The organism is Thermus caliditerrae (assembly GCF_021462525.1).
Classification (GTDB): Bacteria; Deinococcota; Deinococci; order Deinococcales; family Thermaceae; genus Thermus; species Thermus caliditerrae.
In genome coordinates, this window is the sequence record NZ_JAKEDT010000001.1 from 346,573 (window position 1) to 363,713 (window position 17,141).

Genomic DNA, 17,141 nt, shown 5'->3' on the forward strand with positions numbered 1-17,141 from the left:
AGGGGGCGAGGGATAAAATGGGTGGGTGAAAACCCTGGACTGGAATACCCTTTTCGGCGAGCGGGCCGGCCGCATCCAGGCCTCCACCATCCGCGAGCTCCTCAAGCTCACCCAGCGCCCTGGGGTCATCAGCTTCGCCGGGGGCCTTCCCGCCCCCGAGCTTTTTCCCAAGGAGGAGGCGGCCAGAAAGGCGGCAGAAATCCTTAAGGAGAAGGGCGAGGTGGCCCTGCAGTACGGGCCCACGGAGGGCTACGGGCCCCTTCGGGCCTGGGTGGCGGAGTGGCTTGGGGTGAAGCCGGAAGAGGTCCTCATCACCACGGGGAGCCAGCAGGCCCTGGACCTCCTGGGGAAGGTCTTCCTGGACGAGGGAAGCCCCGTCCTCCTGGAAGCCCCCAGCTACATGGGGGCCATCCAGGCCTTCCGGGCCTACGGGCCCCGCTTCCTCACCGTGCCCGCGGGGGAGGAGGGGCCGGACCTCGAGGCCCTGGAAGCAACCCTCAAGCGGGAGCGCCCCCGCTTCCTCTACCTCATCCCCTCCTTCCAAAACCCCTCGGGGGGCCTCATGCCCCTAAGGGCCCGGGAGCGGCTTTTGGAGATGGTCATGGAGCGGGGCCTCTTGGTGGTAGAGGACGACGCCTACCGGGAGCTCTACTTCGGGGATGGCCGCCTACCGAGCCTCTTTGAGCTCTCCCGGGAAGCGGGCTACCCCGGGGTCATCTACCTCAGTAGTTTCTCCAAAATCCTCTCCCCCGGCCTGAGGGTGGCCTTCGCCGTGGCCCACCCTGAGGTCATCACCAAGCTCACCCAGGCCAAGCAGGGGGTGGACCTGCACACCCCCATCCTCAACCAGATGCTGGTGCACGCCCTGGTGCAGGAAGGCTTCCTCGAACGCCTTGAGAACATACGGGCTACCTACCGGGCCAAGGCAAGGACCATGCTGGCGGCCTTGGACCGGGAGATGCCCAAGGGGGTGCGCTACACCCGGCCCCAGGGGGGGATGTTCGTCTGGATGGAGCTTCCCGAAGGGCTTTCCGCCGAAGCCCTCTTCCAGCAGGCCATTGCCCAAGACGTGGCCTTCGTGCCGGGCGGACCCTTCTTCGCAGGCGGCGGCGGGGAGAACACCCTAAGGCTCTCCTACGCCACCATGGGGCCGGAAGGGATTGTGGAAGGGGTGAGGCGGCTTGCCAAGGCCCTGAAGGGGCTACTGGCCCTGGCCTAGAAAGAGCAAGGGCTCCCTCTGGCGCAGGGCTTCCACCAAGGCATCCAGGAAGGCCTCGCCCTCCTGAAGGGTTCTCACGGGATCGCGCAGGAGGAGGGTTCTTCGGGAGTCCACCTCTATGACCCAGTGCCCCTCCACAAGGCCCTGAGCCCAGAGGGGAGGTCGCCTCTGGGAGAGGGCCCTTAGGCCCGCTTTGAAGCGGTCATATAGGGGGGAAAGCTCCTCCCCTTCCGGGTACTGCTCCACCCGCTTCCGTTTGGTAGGCGCCCCATAGTCCAGGACGACCACGTACCCCACCACCACCTCGGGGAAAAGCATCTGCACCGAGGAAACCTCGCCCACCAGGTCGTCCAAGCGGTTGGGCCAGGAGCCGCTTGGGTTGCGCAGGATGGACTTGAGGGAGAGGAGGAGCCGGGGCTTCGGGGGAAGCTCAGGCCCCTCGGGGTAGACCAGGCCCACATCCCAGGACTTCTTCCGGGCCAGGCCCGGCACCGGGGCTTCGCGCTGCAGGTGGGGCCAGAGGTGGGGTGGAAGACGGGTGCGCAGGCGGCCCATCAGGTAGTCGGCCACGGGGTTCTGCCGCCCGCTATCCTGAGAGGAAGCCCGCAAAACCCCCTGCAGCGCCCTCTCCAGGTCTGCAATCCATGCCTCTTGCCCCATTAAGCCCCCTCCACCATAAGAAAGTGGCCCTCCGCTTCCCGCCCGAAGCGCTTTCGGGCAAGCTCTGCGTACCGAGGTACCAGCTCCACCCCGATGGAGTTCCGCCCGTGCCGGGCGGCAGCGATGAGGGTGGTGCCGGTGCCCGCGAAGGGGTCCAGCACCGTGTCCCCCACGAAGCTGAACATGCGCACCAGCCTCTCCGCCAGCTCCAAGGGGAAGGGCGCGGGATGGGCCTTGGTGCTCTCCCCGGGGATGTCGTCCCAGATTTGGCGGAACCAGCGGGCGAAGAGGTCTTTAGGGATGCGGCTCCGCTCCCTCTGCTCAGGGGTGGGCCTGCGGTAGCCCCCGGGCTTCCTCTGCATCAAGATGTACTCCACCTCGGTCTTGATGATGGCTCCAGGCTCGTAGGGCTTGCCCAGGAAGAAGCCAGGGCGGTCGGCCTCGAGGGCTGCATTGGTGTGTTTATGCCAAAGGATGGGGTTGAGGTTGTCAAAGCCGATTTTGCGGCAACGAACCTGGATGTCGGCGTGGAGGGGGAAGACCAGGTGGCGCCCGAACCGCCTCCGTGCCACGGCCACATCCCCCACCACCACGATGAGCCGCCCCCCCGGCACCAGCACCCGAAAGACCTCCTGCCAGACCCTATCCAGCTCATCCAAAAAGGCCTCGTAGTCCTCCACGTGCCCAAGCTGCCCCGGCGCATCCTCGTACCGCTTCAAGGTCCAGTAAGGGGGCGAGGTGAGGGCCAGGTGCACCGAAGCTGCGGGAAGGCTCTTCAGGACCTCCCGGGCATCCCCCACCAGGAGGCGGTGGGCCGTGGGGGGAAGGGAAGAACCTTCGCTGGGTACCCCGAGCTCCTCTTGGTCCAGGGCGAGAAGAGGGTTGGGACTCATTGGGCCTCAGTATACGAGGGAACCTCCCGGAGGACACCTTCCGGCCACCGCCCCCCTAGGGCCCCCCAGGCCCGGGCCATATCGGGGGGCACGGGGGCCAAAAACTCCAGGATGCGCCCCGTGCGGGGATGGGGGATGCGAAGCTCATAGGCGTGGAGGGCCTGCCGCCCGATGTGGGGGCTTTTCCGCCCGTAAAGTTCGTCCCCCAGGATGGGGGCCTTGAGGTGCTTGAGGTGCACCCTTATCTGGTGGGTGCGGCCCGTGTGGGGCCGGGCCTCCACCAGGGCGTAGGGCCCGGCGGTGGCCAGGACCTGGAAGTCGGTTTCGGCGTAGCGGGGGGCGATGCCCCCCACGTGCATCTTGTACCGCTCCACGGGGTGGCGGCCAATGGGGGCGATGAGAGTGCCCTCCTGGGGCACCCCTTCCGTGATGGCCAGGTAGCGCTTCATCACCAGCCTGTCGCGGAAGGCCCGGGCCAGGGCCTCGAGGGCTCCCCCATGCTTGGCCACCACCAAAACGCCGCTGGTGTCTTTGTCCAAGCGGTGGACGATGCCGGGGCGCACCTCTTCGGGCCGCTCCGCCGCAAGCCCTTCGGTCCCTTCCACCGGGAAGTACCGCCCCAGGAGGGCGTTCACCACCGTGCCCGTGTAGACCCCGGGGGCAGGGTGGGTGAGAAGGCCCGGGGGCTTGTTCAGGACCAGGAGGTCCTTGTCCTCGTAGAGGATGGGGATGGGAAGGTCCTCGGGCACCACCAGGGGTCGTTCCTCCTTGGGGAAGACCTCCACCTCCTCCCCCTTCAGGCGGTAGGCGGCCTTGTCCACCACCTTCCCCCCCACCCGCACCCGGCCCTCGGCGATCCACGCCTGGGCCCGGGCCCGGCTGATGCCGCAGGCCTCGGCCACCGCCTGGTCCAGGCGCACCCCTTCGGCGCGAAAGCACACCACGCCCCTCATTGTAGGCCCCCAAGGGGAAGCGTCCGCAAAACTTCCGCGGGACCCCCTTGCCCTGGATCCCGTACCTTAAGCCAAGGCCATACCCCACCCGTTCACCGGGGCACCCAGGCGAACGGCATCCGCATGGGTTGGTGTCATGCCCTTTCCCGCTGGACCCTTCGCTCCCTTCCTGACGGAGGCCCTGGGTACCCTTTCACCGGGGCCCCCACGGGGACGAAGTCCCCGTGGGGTGGTATCAAAAGCTATGCTCCTCCCCGGGGAAAACCCCTGCCCGCACCTCTTCAGCGTAGCGGCTCAGGGCCTCCAAAAAGAGCCTTTCCCCCTCCAGGTAGCGCTTGGCGAAGCGGGGCTTGAACTCCCCGTAGAGGCCAAGCACGTCGTGGAAGACCAGGACCTGGGCATCGGTGTGGGGCCCGGCCCCGATGCCGATGGTGTGGACGGCAAGCCTTTCCGTGATCTCCTTGGCCAGGAGGGCGGGCACCATCTCCAGGACCACCCCATAGGCCCCCGCCGCCTCGAGGGCCAAAGCCCCTTTGAGGATGCGCTCTGCCTCCTCGGGGCGCTTGCCCTGGAGCCGGTAGCCTCCCAGCTGGCTTGCGGTCTGCGGGGTGAGGCCCACGTGGCCCAGGACCGGCACCCCCGCCCGGGTGAGGCCCTGGACCACCTCCGCCACCTCTTCCCCTCCTTCCAGCTTCACCGCATCCGCCCCACCCTCCTTGAGGAGGCGTTCGGCGGCAAGGAGGGCCCGGTCCAAGGTGGCGTAGGCAAGGTAGGGCAGGTCCGCCACCAAAAAGGTCTCCGGGGCCCCGCGCCGGGCGGCCTTGGTGTGGTGGAGCATCTCCTCCAGGGTGACGGGCACCGTGGAGGGGTAGCCCAGGACCACCATGCCCAAGGAGTCCCCCACCAAAATGGCGTCCACCCCAGCCTTTTCCGCCAGCCTGGCGCTGGGGTAGTCGTAGGCGGTGAGGTAGACGAGCCGCTTGCCCTTGGCCTGGCGAAACTCCTTCACCGTGCGTCGCACGGGAAAAGGCTATCATGAAAAGGCGTGGCGACCTCCCCTCGAGGACCCCAAGAGGACCTGGCCCTGCGGCCCAAGACCCTGGACGAGTACATCGGCCAGGAGAGGCTGAAGGGGAAGCTTAGGGTGTACCTGGAGGCCGCCCGGGCCCGGGGGGAGCCCCTGGAGCACCTCCTCCTCTTCGGGCCCCCCGGCCTCGGCAAGACCACCCTGGCCCACGTGATCGCTTACGAGCTCGGGGTGAACCTGCGGGTCACCTCGGGGCCCGCCATCGAGAAGCCCGGGGACCTGGCCGCCATCCTGGCCAACTCCCTGGAGGAGGGGGACATCCTCTTCATCGACGAGATCCACCGCCTAAGCCGCCAGGCGGAGGAGCACCTCTACCCGGCCATGGAGGACTTCCGGATGGACATCGTCATCGGCCAAGGGCCCGCGGCAAGGACCATCCGCCTGGAACTTCCCCGCTTCACCCTGATCGGGGCCACCACCCGCCCCGGTCTCATCACCGCGCCCCTCAGGAGCCGCTTCGGCATCGTGGAGCACCTGGAGTACTACTCCTTGGAGGAGCTCGCCCAAGGGGTGCGGCGGGACGCGAGGCTTCTGGGGGTGGGGATCACCGAGGAGGCCGCCTTGGAGATCGCCCGGCGTAGCCGCGGCACCATGCGCATCGCCAAGAGGCTCTTCCGCCGGGTCCGGGACTTCGCCCAGGTGGCGGGGGAAGAGGTGATCACCGAGGAGCGGGCCCGCGAGGCCCTTTCCGCCCTAGGCCTGGACGAGCTCGGGCTGGAACGGCGGGACCGGGAGATCCTCGAGGCCCTCATCCTCCGCTTTGGGGGCGGCCCCGTGGGCCTGCAGACCCTGGCCACTGCCCTCTCCGAGGACCCAGGCACCCTAGAGGAGGTGCACGAGCCCTACCTCATCCAGCAAGGCCTCCTGAAGCGCACCCCCCGGGGCCGGGTGGCCACGGAAAGGGCCTACCGCCACCTGGGCCTGCCCCCGCCGCTGGAACCCCTCCTCTAGGGTCGCCCCCCCCCNGGAAAGCCCCAGGCCTTGCGCCCCAGGGAGAAGCCTTGGAGAATGGGGGCCGTGATCCGGGCCACCCTGGAGGAGCTGGACCTGGGGGAACTCCTGAAGGCCCTGGCGGCGAACCGCAAAAGCGCGGTGGTGAGCTTCCAGGGGCGCCTCTACGGCCGGGTGCACCTCCTCTCGGGCCGCATTCTTTACGCCCGCACCGAGCCGGGACCCCATTTGGGGGAATACTTGGTGCGGCTAGGGCACCTTTCCCTGGAGGAGGTGCAGGCGCTGGTGGAGCGCCAGGGGCGGGAAAACCCCGGAACCCCTTTGGGGGCGCTGGCCCTGGAGCTTGGGCTCATCGGGGAGGAGGAGCTGAGGGAGGCCCTCGAGGCCCAGGTGCTGGAGGCTTTGGCCACCTTGCTGGGAGAGAAGGAGGGGGAGATCCTGGCGGAACCCCTGGTGGAGGGGAGCCAGGTGGCCTTGCCCCACACCCTGGACACCGACGCCACCCTCATGGAAGCCGCCCGGCGCCTGGACGAGTGGCGGCGGGGCCAGGTGGGCCCGGACGAGGTCTTCCACCTGGTGGAAGACCCCACCCGCCACCCCCTTACCCCGGAGGCCTGGACGGTGCTGGAACACCTGGACGGGGTGCGGCGGGCCCGGAGCGTGGCCCTCCTCTCTGGGCTACCCGAGGAGGAGGTCTACCACCTCCTCTTTGAGCTGAAAAGCCGGGGCCTCATCCGCCCCTCCACCTTGCTCCTGGAAGACCCCTTGGTGCTGGTGCTGGCGGAAAGCGGGGTGGTGCGGAGGCTCCTCCTCTACCTTCTGGAGGCCCACCGCTTCCGCGTCCTCCTGGCCCGGGACCTGGAGATGGCCCTGAGGCTCCTCAAGGAAAGGCCCAAGGGCATCGTGCTCCAGGGGGAGAAGGCCCTGGAGATGGCCCGCAGGCTCCGGGCGCACCCGGAGGGCAAACTCGCCTCCTTGTACCTGGTAAGCGACACGCCTCCGGGCCTCCTCTTCCGGCCCCTGAGGGTGCTCCACCTGCCCAAGCCCCTCAGGGCCCAGGAGGTGCTGAAGGCCCTCTCCCCCCTTCGCCGAGGAACCTGAAGGCATCCGTCCCCCGGCCCCTTCCGGAACCCTCCCCACCTCCAAGCCCAGAGCCAACCCCCCAACACTGCGAAGCGAAAGCCCCCTTAGGGGTAGGCCCTAAGGGGGCGCAAGCCACGGCGGGGTACTCATACCACCCCACGCCGACTTCGTCCGCGTGGGGTGGTATCAGTTGGGCCGCCGGCCCTCCCGCAAAAGGGCCTCCGCCCGCTCCCGGTAGGCCAAAAGGGCCTGGTGCCACTCGTCGGCGGGGTGAACGTGGGGCAGGACCGCCTCCGCCCGGGCCAGGATCTCCTCGGGGGAGCGGTAGCCCAGCTGGGCCAGAGTGTCCACCACCATCTCCTGGGCCCCCACCCACTCCCGGCTGCCCTCCTCGGCCAGTTCCGCCGCCCTGCGGTAGTGGAAAAGGGCCTCCTCCAGGTGCATGAGGTCGTAGGCCACGTGCCCCAGGATGAGCTCCCCCGCGGCCTCCGCCCCCTGGCGCATGGCCTCCCGGGCTACCTCCTCGGCCTCAGCGTAGCGCCCCTGGCGGTAGAGGGCCTCCGCCAGGTCGGCCAGGGCCTGGGCCCGGTAGGGGTAGCCCTCCTCCCGGAGAAGGGCCTGAAGGTGCTCCTCCGCCTCGAGGTAGGCCCCCTGGTCCAACGCGGCCACCGCCATCTCGTGGAGCACGTACGCCCGCTCCGGCCCCTCGGCCCGGGCCAGGGCCTCTTGGAAGGCAGCCATGGCCTCGGGATGACGGCCAAGCCTCTGGAGGATCTGCCCCTCCAGCAAGGGGGTGCCGTAGGCCTTGTGGCCGCTTTCCTCCTCCAGCCGCAAGGCTTCCCGCACCTCCTCCAGGGCCCGGTTGGGGTTGTCCAGGAGGAAGTGGGCCCGGGCCAGGAGGTAGTGGCGGGTGGCCTCGTCCTCGGGGTCCTCTTCCCCCACCGCCGCCACCGCCTCCTCCAGGGCTAAGAGGGCCCTCTCCCCCTCCCCCGCCTCCAGCCACATGGCGGCAGCGTCCAGGAGGAGCCAGTAGCGCTCCAAGCCCAGGGCGAGCTCCGCCCCCCTCTCGTAAGCCAGGGCGGCCTCGGCATGGCGGCCCAGGCGCTCCAGCGCCCTTCCCTTTAGCCCCTCCGCCCGCCAGGCCAAAAAGGCGGGGAGGCCCTCCTTGAGGGTGCCAAGCACCTCCTCAAACCGACCCAGGTAGAAGAGGGCCTGGGCCTGGTGGTAGCGGGCCCGGGGGTCCTCTGTGGGCAGGAAGAGGGGGAGGACCTCCCGCTCACCCCGGCCCTCCAGGGCCAAGAGCTCCCCCAAAAGCGCCCGGTAGAGGGGGTGATACTCCAGCCCCCCCAGCTCGTAGGCTTCCTCCAGGGCCCGGTGGGCCCGCTCCAGGCCCTCTTCCCCGTAGAGGCTGTGGACCTCAGCCAGGAGGAGCAGGGCCTCCTTGGCCTCCTCCTTGGACCCGAAGAGCGCCTTGCGGGTGAGGCGCTCCATGGCGGTGTCGTAGTCCCCCTGGTGCAGGGCCTCGAGGACCCCCCTCATCGCCGCTAGAGGATACCACACCCCTCAGTCCTCTCACCCCTCGAGGCCTTACCATAGGTCAAGGGAGGTAGATGTTGCCGCAGCGGATCAACCCTTTTACCCTTGTCTTTTTGCTCCTTCTAGGCTACCTGGCCTACACCGCCTTCACCGGCCCTCCGGCGCCCACCTTCTCCTACACGGAGTTCCGGGAGCTGGTGCGCCAGGGCAAGGTGGCCGAGGTCACCCTGGAGGAAACCCGCATCCTCGGGCTCCTGAAGGAACCGGAGCGCTTCCCCACCCCGCAGGGGGGAAGCCAGGTGGCCCGGCGCTTCGCCGTGCCCTTACCCCCGGCCCAGGTGGCCGACCCCGAGCTCTTGCGCTTCCTAGAGGAAAACAGCGTCAGAATCGTCACCAAAACCCCTTCCCTCTGGCCACAGCTCCTCCTCTATGTGGGGCCCACCCTGCTCCTCATCCTCTTCTTCTGGTTCTTCTTCCTGCGGGCCCAGGGTGGGGCCGGGCAGGTGATGCAGTTTGGCCAAAGCCGCGCCCGGCTTTACGGCAAGGAGAAGCGGGTTAGCACCACCTTCAAGGACGTGGCCGGCCACCAGGAGGCCAAGCGCGAGCTCATGGAGGTGGTGGACTTCCTGAAAAACCCCCAAAAGTACCTGGAGCTGGGAGCTGAGATCCCCAAAGGCGTCCTCCTGGTGGGCCCGCCGGGAACGGGCAAGACCCTCCTGGCCCGGGCGGTGGCGGGGGAGGCCGGGGTGCCCTTCTTCTCCGTCTCCGCCAGCGAGTTCATGGAGATGTTCGTGGGGGTGGGAGCCAGCCGGGTGAGGAGCCTCTTTGAAGACGCCAGAAAGAGCGCTCCCAGCATCATCTTCATCGACGAGCTGGACTCCATCGGTAGAAAGCGGGGAGCGGGCATCGGGGGCGGGCACGACGAGCGGGAACAGACCCTGAACCAGATCCTCTCGGAGATGGACGGCTTCGAGAAGGACACCTCGGTCATCGTCCTGGCCGCCACCAACCGCCCCGACATCCTGGACCCGGCTCTCCTGCGACCCGGGCGCTTCGACCGTCAGGTGGTGGTGGGCCTTCCCGCCCTCGAGGAGCGCAAGGACATCCTCCTGGTCCACATGCGGGGCAAGCCCGTAGCCGAGGACGTGGACCCCCTGGAACTGGCCCACCTCACCCCGGGCTTTTCCGGGGCCGACCTCAAGAACCTGGTGAACGAGGCCGCCCTGTTGGCCGCCCGTGACGGGGAAAAGCACATCCGCAAGGAGCACTTCCTGAGGGCTCTGGACAAGATCGTGTTGGGCCTGGAGCGGCCCGCCTTGAAGCTCTCCGAGGAGGAGAAGCGGGCCGTGGCCTACCACGAGGCGGGGCACGCGGTGGTGGGCGAGGTTCTGCCCCATGCGGACAAAACCGAAAAGGTTTCCATTGTCCCCAGGGGCATGGCCCTGGGCGTGCGCTGGAGCAAGCCCGAAGAAAGGGTCCTGGTCTCGCGGGAGCACCTCATGGACGAGCTTTCCGTCCTCATGGCAGGCCGGGTGGCGGAGGAGCTCTTCACCGGCACCGTGACCACCGGGGCCCAGGACGACTTCAAGCGGGCCACCCAGATCGCCAAGCGCATGGTCCTGGACTGGGGCATGGGGGAACACTTCAAGAACATCGCCTGGGGCTCGGATTCCGGTCCCATCTTCCTGGGGGAGGAGATCGCCAAGAAGAAGGACCACTCCGAGGAAACCGCCCGCCTCATCGACGAGGACATCCGCAAGATCCTGGACGAGGCCTACGCCAAGGCCCGCCAGATCCTCATGGAGCACGCCCCCGCCATGCACCGGATCGCCGAGGAACTCCTAAGGGAGGAAACCATCCCTGGGGAACGGGTACGGGCCATCCTCAAGGAAACCCAGGCGGTGCAAAGGGCCTCGGAGGAAAGCGCCTAACAAAGCCCGGGCAGGGCCCGCCTGGCCTCGTCCAGGTGGGTCCGTTGTTCCGCCTCTCCCCATCCCAGAAGGGGCGCCATGAGCCCCACCACCTTGGGCAGGGCTTCCTCCGCCCGCTTCTGGTCCAGAAGGGCCAGGCCCAGCCTGCGGGCCAGGACGTCCAGGGGCTTTTGGGCAAGCTCCTCCCTCACCGCCCACACCACCTCCCCCTCTAGGTAGGGAAACCCAGGAAGCAGGGGCCGATCCCCCAAGGCGGCCACCTCGAGGGCCAGGGTGCCGTAGTGGGCGTAGAGGTGCTCGGCCACCTCCTCTGGCAGGGGCAAGGGTGGCCTGGGCCCCGCCCCTAGGAGGGGGGTGCGGTGGCTTTCCGAGGGGGGCAGGGAGAGGGCGAGGTCCTCGGCCAGGCGCTCCAAAAGGTCCAGGGCCATGAGGCGGAAGGTGGTCCACTTGCCCCCGGTGAGGGTGTAGAGGCCCCGCTCCTCCTGGATGAGGTGGTCCCGCACCAAAAGCTTCGTCTCCCCCTTCCCCACCAGGGGCCTTAAGCCCGCCCAGGCGGCCAGGACCCTATCCGAGAGGTCCCCCAGGTAGGGCCGGATCTCCTCCAGGAGGTAGGCCACCTCCTCCTCCCGGGGCAAGGGGCATGCGGTGGCCTCAGCGGGGAGGTCGGTGGTGCCCAAAAGGGCCTTCCCCCGGTAGGGCAGGAGGAAGAGGACCCGGCCATCCCGGGTCCTGGGCAGGAGGAGGCCCACCCGCAGGGGGTAGTCCAGAACCAGGTGGGTCCCGCTGGAGGGGGTGAGGAGGGGGGGAAGAAGGGGGTCCAGGAGGTGGCGCACCCGGTCCGCCTGGGGGCCGGCGGCGTTCACCACCACCCGGGCAGGGACCTCCCTTTCCTTTCCCGTGAGGCGGTCCCGCACCACTGCTCCCTGCACCCTTCCTCCCTTTAGCAGGAAACCCGTGGCCTCGGCGTGGTTCAGGGCCACCGCCCCCCGCCTGATAGCGGAGAGAATAAGGGCCAGGTTCAGGCGGTGGTCGGCGAACTGCCCGTCCTGGTAGAGGACCCCGCCCAGGGTGGGGGGAAGGTCCGGGAAGAGGGCCCGCACCTCCTTGGGAGGGGCGTAGCGGCTTGGGGCCAAGCGGTGCCTTCCCGCCAGGAGGTCGTAGAGCTTGAGGCCCGTCCAGTAGTAGGGAAGCTCCAGGGGGCGGAAGAGGGGGGTGAGGAGGGTTAGGGGCCTCGCCAGGTGGGGGGCAAGGTCCAGGAGGACTTTCCGCTCCCGAAGGGCGTCTCTCACCAGCCTTAGCTGGCGGCGGTCCCGGCGCCGCACCGCCAACTCCAGGTAGCGCACCCCCCCGTGGAGGAGCTTGGTGGAGCGGCTACTGGTACCCGAGGCAAAATCCCCCGCCTCCACCAAAGCGGCCTTCAAGCCCCTTAGCGTGGCCTCCCACAGCACCCCCGCCCCCGTGGCCCCACCCCCCAGGATGAGGAGGTCCAGGGGCCCCCCAAGCCTTGCCCAGAGTTCCTCCCGCGAAGGGGTCATGCCTCCTCCTCCCGCCAGACCCGTCCCACCGCCGCCAGGTCCATACTTCTTCATAAGACCTCCCGAAGCCGCCTGGCGGTGTCCTCTGGCAGGGCGTCCACCACGAAGGTGCCCGCCCCAAGCTCCGTGCCTGCCAAAAACTTGAGCTTGTCCTTGGCCCGTTTGGGGGGGTAGAACTCCACGTGGAAGTGGAAGGTGCGCTCCTCCCCCAAGGGAGCGGCGTGGAAGACCATCACGTAGGGGAAGGGCTCCCCATAGAGGGCATCGTAGCGGGCCACCACCCGCCCCAGAAGCCGGGCGAAGGCGGCCATCTCTTCCTCGGAAAAGGTCCAAGGCCCAGGGTGGCGCTCCAAGGGAGCCACCCAGACCTCAAAGGGGTAGCGGGCGAAGGGGGGAACGAAGGCCAGGAAGCCCCCTTCCCCGTCCACCCGGTAGGGCTCCAGGTGGGGGAAAAGCTCCTGGAGAACAGGCCTTTCCCGGAAGGCTAAGCTTTCCCGCTCCAAAAGGGGAGGGACGAAGGGGTAGGCGTAGACCTGCCCGTGGGGGTGGTGCAGGGTCACCCCCACCACCTCCCCCCGGTTCTCGAAGGGCATAACGAAGCGCACCCCCTCGAGGGCGTAGAGGGCCTGGTACCGCTCCCGCCAGACCCAGGCCAAAAGGAGCCTTTCCTCCTCCGTGAGGGTAGCCAGGCTTCCCGTGTGGCTCGGGGTGTAGACCACCACCTCGCAGCGGCCCAGGGCCCGTTCCGCCGGAACGGGAAGCTCCTCGGGAGGCGAGGGCGGGCTGGGGACGAAGGAGGGAAAGCGGTTCTCAAACACCGCCACCTGGAAGGTGGGGAAGGGGATCTCCGTGGGGAAGGAGCCTTCCCGGCTGGGGCATAAGGGGCAGTGCTCCTTGGGGGGCAAAAAGGTGCGTTCCTGGCGGTGGGCGGCGTAGACCACCCACTCCCGCCTTAGGGGGTGGTAGCGGAGGTGGGGAGCGGGGGCTAGGGCCTCCTGGGGCTCGGCCAAGGGAGGCCCCTCCAAAGGCTTCAGGCCGTAAAGGATGAGCTCCCGCCCGTCGGGCTTCCGGTGGTAGCGCCTGTGGACCTCCATCCTTACCCCAGCCTACGCCCCAAAACGCCTTCTCCTACCAGGCCACCCCCGGGGGCAGGAGGGGCTCCAGGTAGGTGAGCTCCAGAACGTGCCGCGACCAGAGCCTCTCCCCTTCCCAGGCCTCCCCCACCAGGCGGTAGGCCCCAGGGGGAAGCTGGGCCAAAGCCTCCTGCACCGGGAGGAAGCGGGCCTGGGCCTCGAGGGGACTCTCCCAAAGCTCCCCCAGGCTGAACACCCGCCGGACCTCCCCCGGGGCCAGGGCTACCTCTACTTCCAAGAGGGAAAGAGCGGCCGGGCCCTCCAGCCAAAGGCGCACCTGGAGAGAAAGGGGGCGGTCTAAGTCGCTCACGAGCCAGGCCTCCTGCAAAGGGGGTGCGCCCACTTCCAGCCGCTCCCGGTAGGGCACCAGGGAAAGGAGGACGGGGCTACTGGCCTCCTTTAGGGCGTAAAAGCCCCTCTTGGGCACCCTTTCCACGTCCAAGACCGCCCAGGTGATCCCCTCCCAGGGCTCCACGAACATGAACTGGAAGTAGCCCACCACCCGCCCCTTACCCCGGCGGTACGCGTGGATGACGAACTCCAGGAGCTTCGCCTGGTAAGCCTGGGAGTTTTCCACAAACTCCTCCAAGGACGCCCCGGGCTCCACCCCCGCCACCCGGAAGGTCTCGTGGGGCTGGAAGTTGTGGTAGGCCCACACCTCCCACCTGGGGGGCCAGGCGGCTTCCCCCAGCACCCGGCGCAAAAGCTCCGCCCGGGGCAGGGCCTGGGCCCCGAACTCGGAGGGAAGGGGGGCCCCGGGGAGGGCCAGGAAGTCCCGCAGGTGTCCCCAGTACCAGCCGGGATAGGGGTGCTCGCGGAAGTCCGAGGCCTCCCTCACCGGCCGGGTGGGGTCCTGGCCCCCGATCTCCCCCGCCAGGAGGGGCCCCAAGGCGTGGCGGTTGTGGGTGGGCTCGTTCTGGGCGCACCAGAGGTAGAGGGAGGGGTGGGCCCCCAAAACCTCCACCATGGCCCGGGCCTGGCGCAGGGCCTCCTGGGCGAAGGCCTCGTCCGGGGCGTAGCCCCACTGCAAGGGGAAGTCCTGCCAGGCCAAAACCCCTTCCCGGTCGCAGGCGGCGTAGAAGGCGGGGTGGGTCACGTGGGCGTGGACCCGCACCGCATTGAGGTGGGCCTCCTTGAGGAGGGCCACGTCCCTTTGGGCTATGGCCTCGGTGTAGCCCGCAAGCCACTGGGTGGGGATGATGTTGGTGCCCCTCAGGAAAAGCCTCCGGCCGTTCAGGAGAAGCCAGCCCTCGGGGTCCAGCTCCACGGTGCGGAAGCCCGAGGGGGCGCGGAGGCTGGCCCCCGAAAGCTCCGCCTCGAGGCGGAAGAGGTGGGGGAACCCCCGCTCCCAGACCTCCCAGAGGGGCATGGCAGGTAGGTCCCACACCGCCTCCCGCCAGGCCCGGCCCGCCTCGCCTTCCAGGACCACCTCCCGCTCCAGGGCCTCCCCCTGGAAGTTCTCCGGGGAAAGCCGGAGGCGAAGGGGCTCCCGGAAGGCCCTCGGAGCGTCCACCAGGAGCCGCACGAGAAGCCGCCAGCCTCCAGGCCGCGGGTGGAGGCGGTGCGTGAGGGCGAGAAGGGCCACCTCCTCCCGGAAGAGCACCTCCACCCCACCCCAAAGCCCCCCTGTGCCCCGCTCCTGGCCCCTTTCCGAGGTTCCCCCAGGGCGGCAGTCGTGCTGGCTCAAGACCCCTTTGATCTGCCGCTTGAACCGAGGCCAGACCCCCAGGGGTTCCTTGGGGGCTGAAACCCGCAAGAGGAGCTCCTTCCCCTGGGGAAGCTCCAACAACCAGGGAAAGAAGTACCCCTCGTGCCGCCCCAGGTAGGTGCCATCCAGCCAGGCCTCCTGGAAGTAGTCCCCCAGGGAGCGCAGGAAGCGCCTAGGCCCCCCCTCGGGAAGGGCCAGGCGGTACCACCCCACCTCGGCCTCCTCCCCGTCCAGGCTCCACTGGTGGGGAAGGACCACCTCCCGCCACCCCTCCTCAGGAAGCCCCTCTGGCCCCTTGGCCCCGTGGGCCAGGAAAAGCGCCCGCTTGAGCCTCATTCCCGCACCTCGTGGGGGAAGAGGGCGGTGAGGAAGTAGGCCAGGAGGATGGCCACCCCCGGGATCGCCGCCACCAGGAAGCGGAAGGCAAGCCCGGGGTTCGGCCCCGGGTTCTCCCCGCTCACGTACCCGAAGAGGGGCCCAAGGAGGGCGAAGGAAAGCCCCACCAAAGCCCCCGAGGCCCGGCCAAAGAGGCCCACCAGGCTGTAGTAGGCCCCCTCCCGCCTCGTGCCCGTCCGCTCCGCATCCAGGTCGATGACCTTGGCCATCACCACCTCTCCTGTGACCCTCACCCCGGCAAACCCCACCCCCACCAGGGCCCCCACCAGAAGGGCGGGGAGGAGGCTTTGCGGCAGAAAGAGGAGGAAAACGGCAAGCCCCATGAGGAGGTGGGCAAGCCGCCAGGCCCGCTTGCCTCCCAGGGCTTGGGCCAGCCGCCCCCAGAGAAAAACCGAGGGCAGGGCCACCAGGAAGACCGCGGCGAAGAGAAAGGTGGTGGCTGTCTCGGGGAGGCCCAGGCTGTGCTTGGCGTAAAAGGCCATGCCCGTCTGGAGGACCATGCGGCCAAACTCAAAGAGGAGGCCCACGAAGGCCACCACCCAGAAGGCCCTGTTTTCCAGAACCAGCCGGAAGGAGGGGAGGAGGCCCAAGCCACTTTCCGCCCTGGGGTCCTCCTGAATGCCTGGGAGGAAGAAGAGGAAGGCCAGAAGGGCCAGCCCGGCGAAGAGGAGGGCCATGCCCGAAAACCCCACCTGGGCGTAGACCAAGGGGGCCAGGGCAATCCCCAGGATCAGACCCAAGAGCTCGGTTCCCCGCTTCAAGGCCGCCGCTCCCGCCCGCTCACCGAGGCCGCGGAACATCTCGGGGAACAAGGCCCCGTGGTTGGTCCAGACCACCGTGGCCATCGTCTCGTACAGGACGATGGCCGCCGCGAAGTAGTAGGGCAGGACCGCAGGGCTTTGGGCCCAGTCGGGCACCCAGAAGACCAGAAGGTAGAAAAGGAGAAAAAGGGGAACGCCCAAAAGAAGCCAGGGCCGCCTGCGGCCTAAACGGGTCTTGGTGCGGTCGGAAAGGTGGCCAAAGAGAGGGTCGTTGACGGCGTCCCAGAAGGCGTAGGCGGCGCGGGCCAGGGCGTAGAAGGCGGCGGAAAGGCCAAGCCTCTCCAGATAGAAGAAGGCCAGGTACGTGCCGAAGCTTTCCGAGACCAGGGTGAGCCCCAGCTGGCCCGCGGCGTAGCGCCACTTTTTCACACCCTACCTCCTAAAGCGCTTCCCGCACCGCCCGCCAGGTGAGGGGGTGGAACTCGGCAAGGACCCGGCGCACCTCGGGGTGGGAAAGGGCAAAATAGTCAGCTTCCCGGGTCTTCCAGTCGGGCAGGGCCCGGCCCTCGGGGGTGGGGAGGGCGCTGTGGTGGACGAGGTAGTAAAGACCGGGGGGGAGGCGGGAGAGGTCCAGGTAGAAGCTCAGCCGCTCCTCTGGGGGCAGGCCGTAGGGGTCCAGGAAGCGCACCCGGGGGAAGGGCGCTTGGGCCATGAGCCTTTCCAGCTCCGGCAGGAATGCAGGCGGGACTCCGAGACCCTCGAGGCTCTCGGGGATCAAGGGCACTAAGTGGTATTCCTGGGCCAACCGCAGGTAGACCTCCGCCAGGTCGGGCCGGAGAAGCGCCCCCTGGTGGGTGTCCAGGTGCGTGGGGGCAAAAAGCCGTAGGGCCGCCTCAATCTGGGCCTTAAATTCACGCTCCACCTCCTCCGGGCGCGCATTTTGCCAAAGCACTTCCAAAGAAGCGGGAAAGTACCCGGCTTCGTCCCTAAGGCTTTCACCCTCCGTCAGAGGACGGGTGCGGGGAGCAGGCCACTCGCTGGTGAGGGTGAGGTGCACCCCCAGGTCCTCCCCCCGCACCCCGCTGGCCCAGCCACCCGGGACCATCACGCTCCCCGTGGGAAAGCCCAAGGCCTGGTAAGCCCCGTTCTGCGCGTGGGTCAGGCCCAGGTCGTCGTGGTGCAGGATGAGGACCCGCCGCCCCCCGAGGCCCAGCCGCTCCAAAACGTCCATCCCACATTCCGCACCCCTCCCACCTTCCCGTAGGATTTTGGGGTGGCAGAGACTCCCGACCTGC

Annotated in this window: 14 protein-coding genes; 4 read left to right on the forward strand and 10 right to left on the reverse strand. The window is 68.4% G+C overall.

Going from position 1 to position 17,141, the window contains the following annotated elements; all coding sequences use genetic code 11:
- Positions 1-25: 25 nt before the first annotated feature.
- Positions 26-1,219, forward strand: coding sequence for a 2-aminoadipate transaminase (gene lysN / locus L1088_RS01795; RefSeq protein WP_234553471.1), 1,194 nt, complete (start codon positions 26-28; stop codon positions 1,217-1,219).
- Here lysN and L1088_RS01800 read toward each other — a convergent pair.
- From L1088_RS01800 to panB, 4 genes are all read right to left on the reverse strand, one after another.
- A complete protein-coding gene (locus L1088_RS01800; protein WP_234553472.1) occupies positions 1,202-1,879 on the reverse strand; it encodes a hypothetical protein in 678 nt (225 codons plus the stop codon). The two genes, lysN and L1088_RS01800, sit on opposite strands and share 18 nt — an antisense overlap.
- Positions 1,879-2,772, reverse strand: a complete 894-nt coding sequence (locus tag L1088_RS01805) for a DNA-methyltransferase (RefSeq protein ID WP_234553473.1) — start codon at positions 2,770-2,772, stop codon at positions 1,879-1,881. The genes L1088_RS01800 and L1088_RS01805 overlap by 1 nt, the downstream gene beginning before the upstream one ends.
- Complete coding sequence (locus tag L1088_RS01810; RefSeq protein ID WP_234553474.1) at positions 2,769-3,716, reverse strand: RluA family pseudouridine synthase; 948 nt, start codon at positions 3,714-3,716, stop codon at positions 2,769-2,771. Before L1088_RS01810 ends, L1088_RS01805 begins: the two co-directional genes overlap by 4 nt.
- 244 nt (positions 3,717-3,960) lie before the next feature.
- Positions 3,961-4,746 (reverse strand): 3-methyl-2-oxobutanoate hydroxymethyltransferase, encoded by a 786-nt coding sequence (gene panB / locus L1088_RS01815; protein WP_234553475.1) that lies wholly within the window; start codon positions 4,744-4,746, stop codon positions 3,961-3,963.
- Positions 4,747-4,770: 24 nt separating this feature from the next.
- Between panB and ruvB the strand changes: the two genes are divergently transcribed.
- Both ruvB and L1088_RS01825 read left to right on the forward strand, forming a co-directional pair.
- Positions 4,771-5,763, forward strand: coding sequence for a Holliday junction branch migration DNA helicase RuvB (ruvB, locus tag L1088_RS01820; protein WP_038047483.1), 993 nt, complete (start codon positions 4,771-4,773; stop codon positions 5,761-5,763).
- Positions 5,764-5,829: 66 nt separating this feature from the next.
- Positions 5,830-6,864: a DUF4388 domain-containing protein gene (locus L1088_RS01825; RefSeq protein ID WP_234553491.1), complete on the forward strand. Its 1,035-nt coding sequence runs from the start codon at positions 5,830-5,832 to the stop codon at positions 6,862-6,864.
- Positions 6,865-7,032: 168 nt separating this feature from the next.
- On the opposite strand, the gene L1088_RS01830 is transcribed toward L1088_RS01825, so the two are convergent.
- Positions 7,033-8,385, reverse strand: a complete 1,353-nt coding sequence (locus L1088_RS01830; RefSeq protein WP_234553476.1) for a tetratricopeptide repeat protein — start codon at positions 8,383-8,385, stop codon at positions 7,033-7,035.
- A gap of 74 nt (positions 8,386-8,459) precedes the next feature.
- Between L1088_RS01830 and ftsH the strand changes: the two genes are divergently transcribed.
- On the forward strand, positions 8,460-10,313 hold the full coding sequence (gene ftsH, locus L1088_RS01835) for an ATP-dependent zinc metalloprotease FtsH (protein ID WP_234553492.1): 1,854 nt from the start codon (positions 8,460-8,462) through the stop codon (positions 10,311-10,313).
- Here ftsH and L1088_RS01840 read toward each other — a convergent pair.
- Genes L1088_RS01840 through L1088_RS01860 form a run of 5 tightly spaced genes read right to left on the reverse strand, consistent with a single transcriptional unit; the run spans position 10,310 to position 17,077 of the window.
- Positions 10,310-11,848: an FAD-dependent oxidoreductase gene (locus L1088_RS01840; protein WP_234553477.1), complete on the reverse strand. Its 1,539-nt coding sequence runs from the start codon at positions 11,846-11,848 to the stop codon at positions 10,310-10,312. The genes ftsH and L1088_RS01840 overlap by 4 nt on opposite strands.
- A gap of 50 nt (positions 11,849-11,898) precedes the next feature.
- Positions 11,899-12,942 (reverse strand): galactose-1-phosphate uridylyltransferase, encoded by a 1,044-nt coding sequence (galT, locus tag L1088_RS01845; RefSeq protein ID WP_234553478.1) that lies wholly within the window; start codon positions 12,940-12,942, stop codon positions 11,899-11,901.
- Between the two features lie 34 nt (positions 12,943-12,976).
- Positions 12,977-15,025, reverse strand: a complete 2,049-nt coding sequence (locus tag L1088_RS12405) for a glycoside hydrolase family 2 TIM barrel-domain containing protein (RefSeq protein WP_267960893.1) — start codon at positions 15,023-15,025, stop codon at positions 12,977-12,979.
- Positions 15,022-16,275, reverse strand: coding sequence for an MFS transporter (locus L1088_RS01855; protein ID WP_234553479.1), 1,254 nt, complete (start codon positions 16,273-16,275; stop codon positions 15,022-15,024). The genes L1088_RS12405 and L1088_RS01855 overlap by 4 nt, the downstream gene beginning before the upstream one ends.
- Before the next feature lie 10 nt (positions 16,276-16,285).
- Positions 16,286-17,077 carry a carbohydrate deacetylase gene (locus L1088_RS01860; protein WP_234553480.1) on the reverse strand — a complete coding sequence of 264 codons (792 nt, stop codon included), beginning with the start codon at positions 17,075-17,077 and terminating at the stop codon, positions 16,286-16,288.
- Positions 17,078-17,141: the final 64 nt, after the last annotated feature.

Excerpts from the sequence above, each read along its gene's own strand:
- L1088_RS01830 (WP_234553476.1), bottom strand. The coding sequence starts at position 8,385 with ATGAGGGGGGTCCTCGAGGCCCTGCACCAGGGGGACTACGACACCGCC.
- L1088_RS01840 (WP_234553477.1), bottom strand. The coding sequence starts at position 11,848 with ATGACCCCTTCGCGGGAGGAACTCTGGGCAAGGCTTGGGGGGCCCCTG.
- L1088_RS01805 (WP_234553473.1), bottom strand. The coding sequence starts at position 2,772 with ATGAGTCCCAACCCTCTTCTCGCCCTGGACCAAGAGGAGCTCGGGGTA.
- L1088_RS01860 (WP_234553480.1), bottom strand. The coding sequence starts at position 17,077 with ATGGACGTTTTGGAGCGGCTGGGCCTCGGGGGGCGGCGGGTCCTCATC.
- L1088_RS12405 (WP_267960893.1), bottom strand. The coding sequence starts at position 15,025 with ATGAGGCTCAAGCGGGCGCTTTTCCTGGCCCACGGGGCCAAGGGGCCA.
- L1088_RS01800 (WP_234553472.1), bottom strand. The coding sequence starts at position 1,879 with ATGGGGCAAGAGGCATGGATTGCAGACCTGGAGAGGGCGCTGCAGGGG.
- galT (WP_234553478.1), bottom strand. The coding sequence starts at position 12,942 with ATGGAGGTCCACAGGCGCTACCACCGGAAGCCCGACGGGCGGGAGCTC.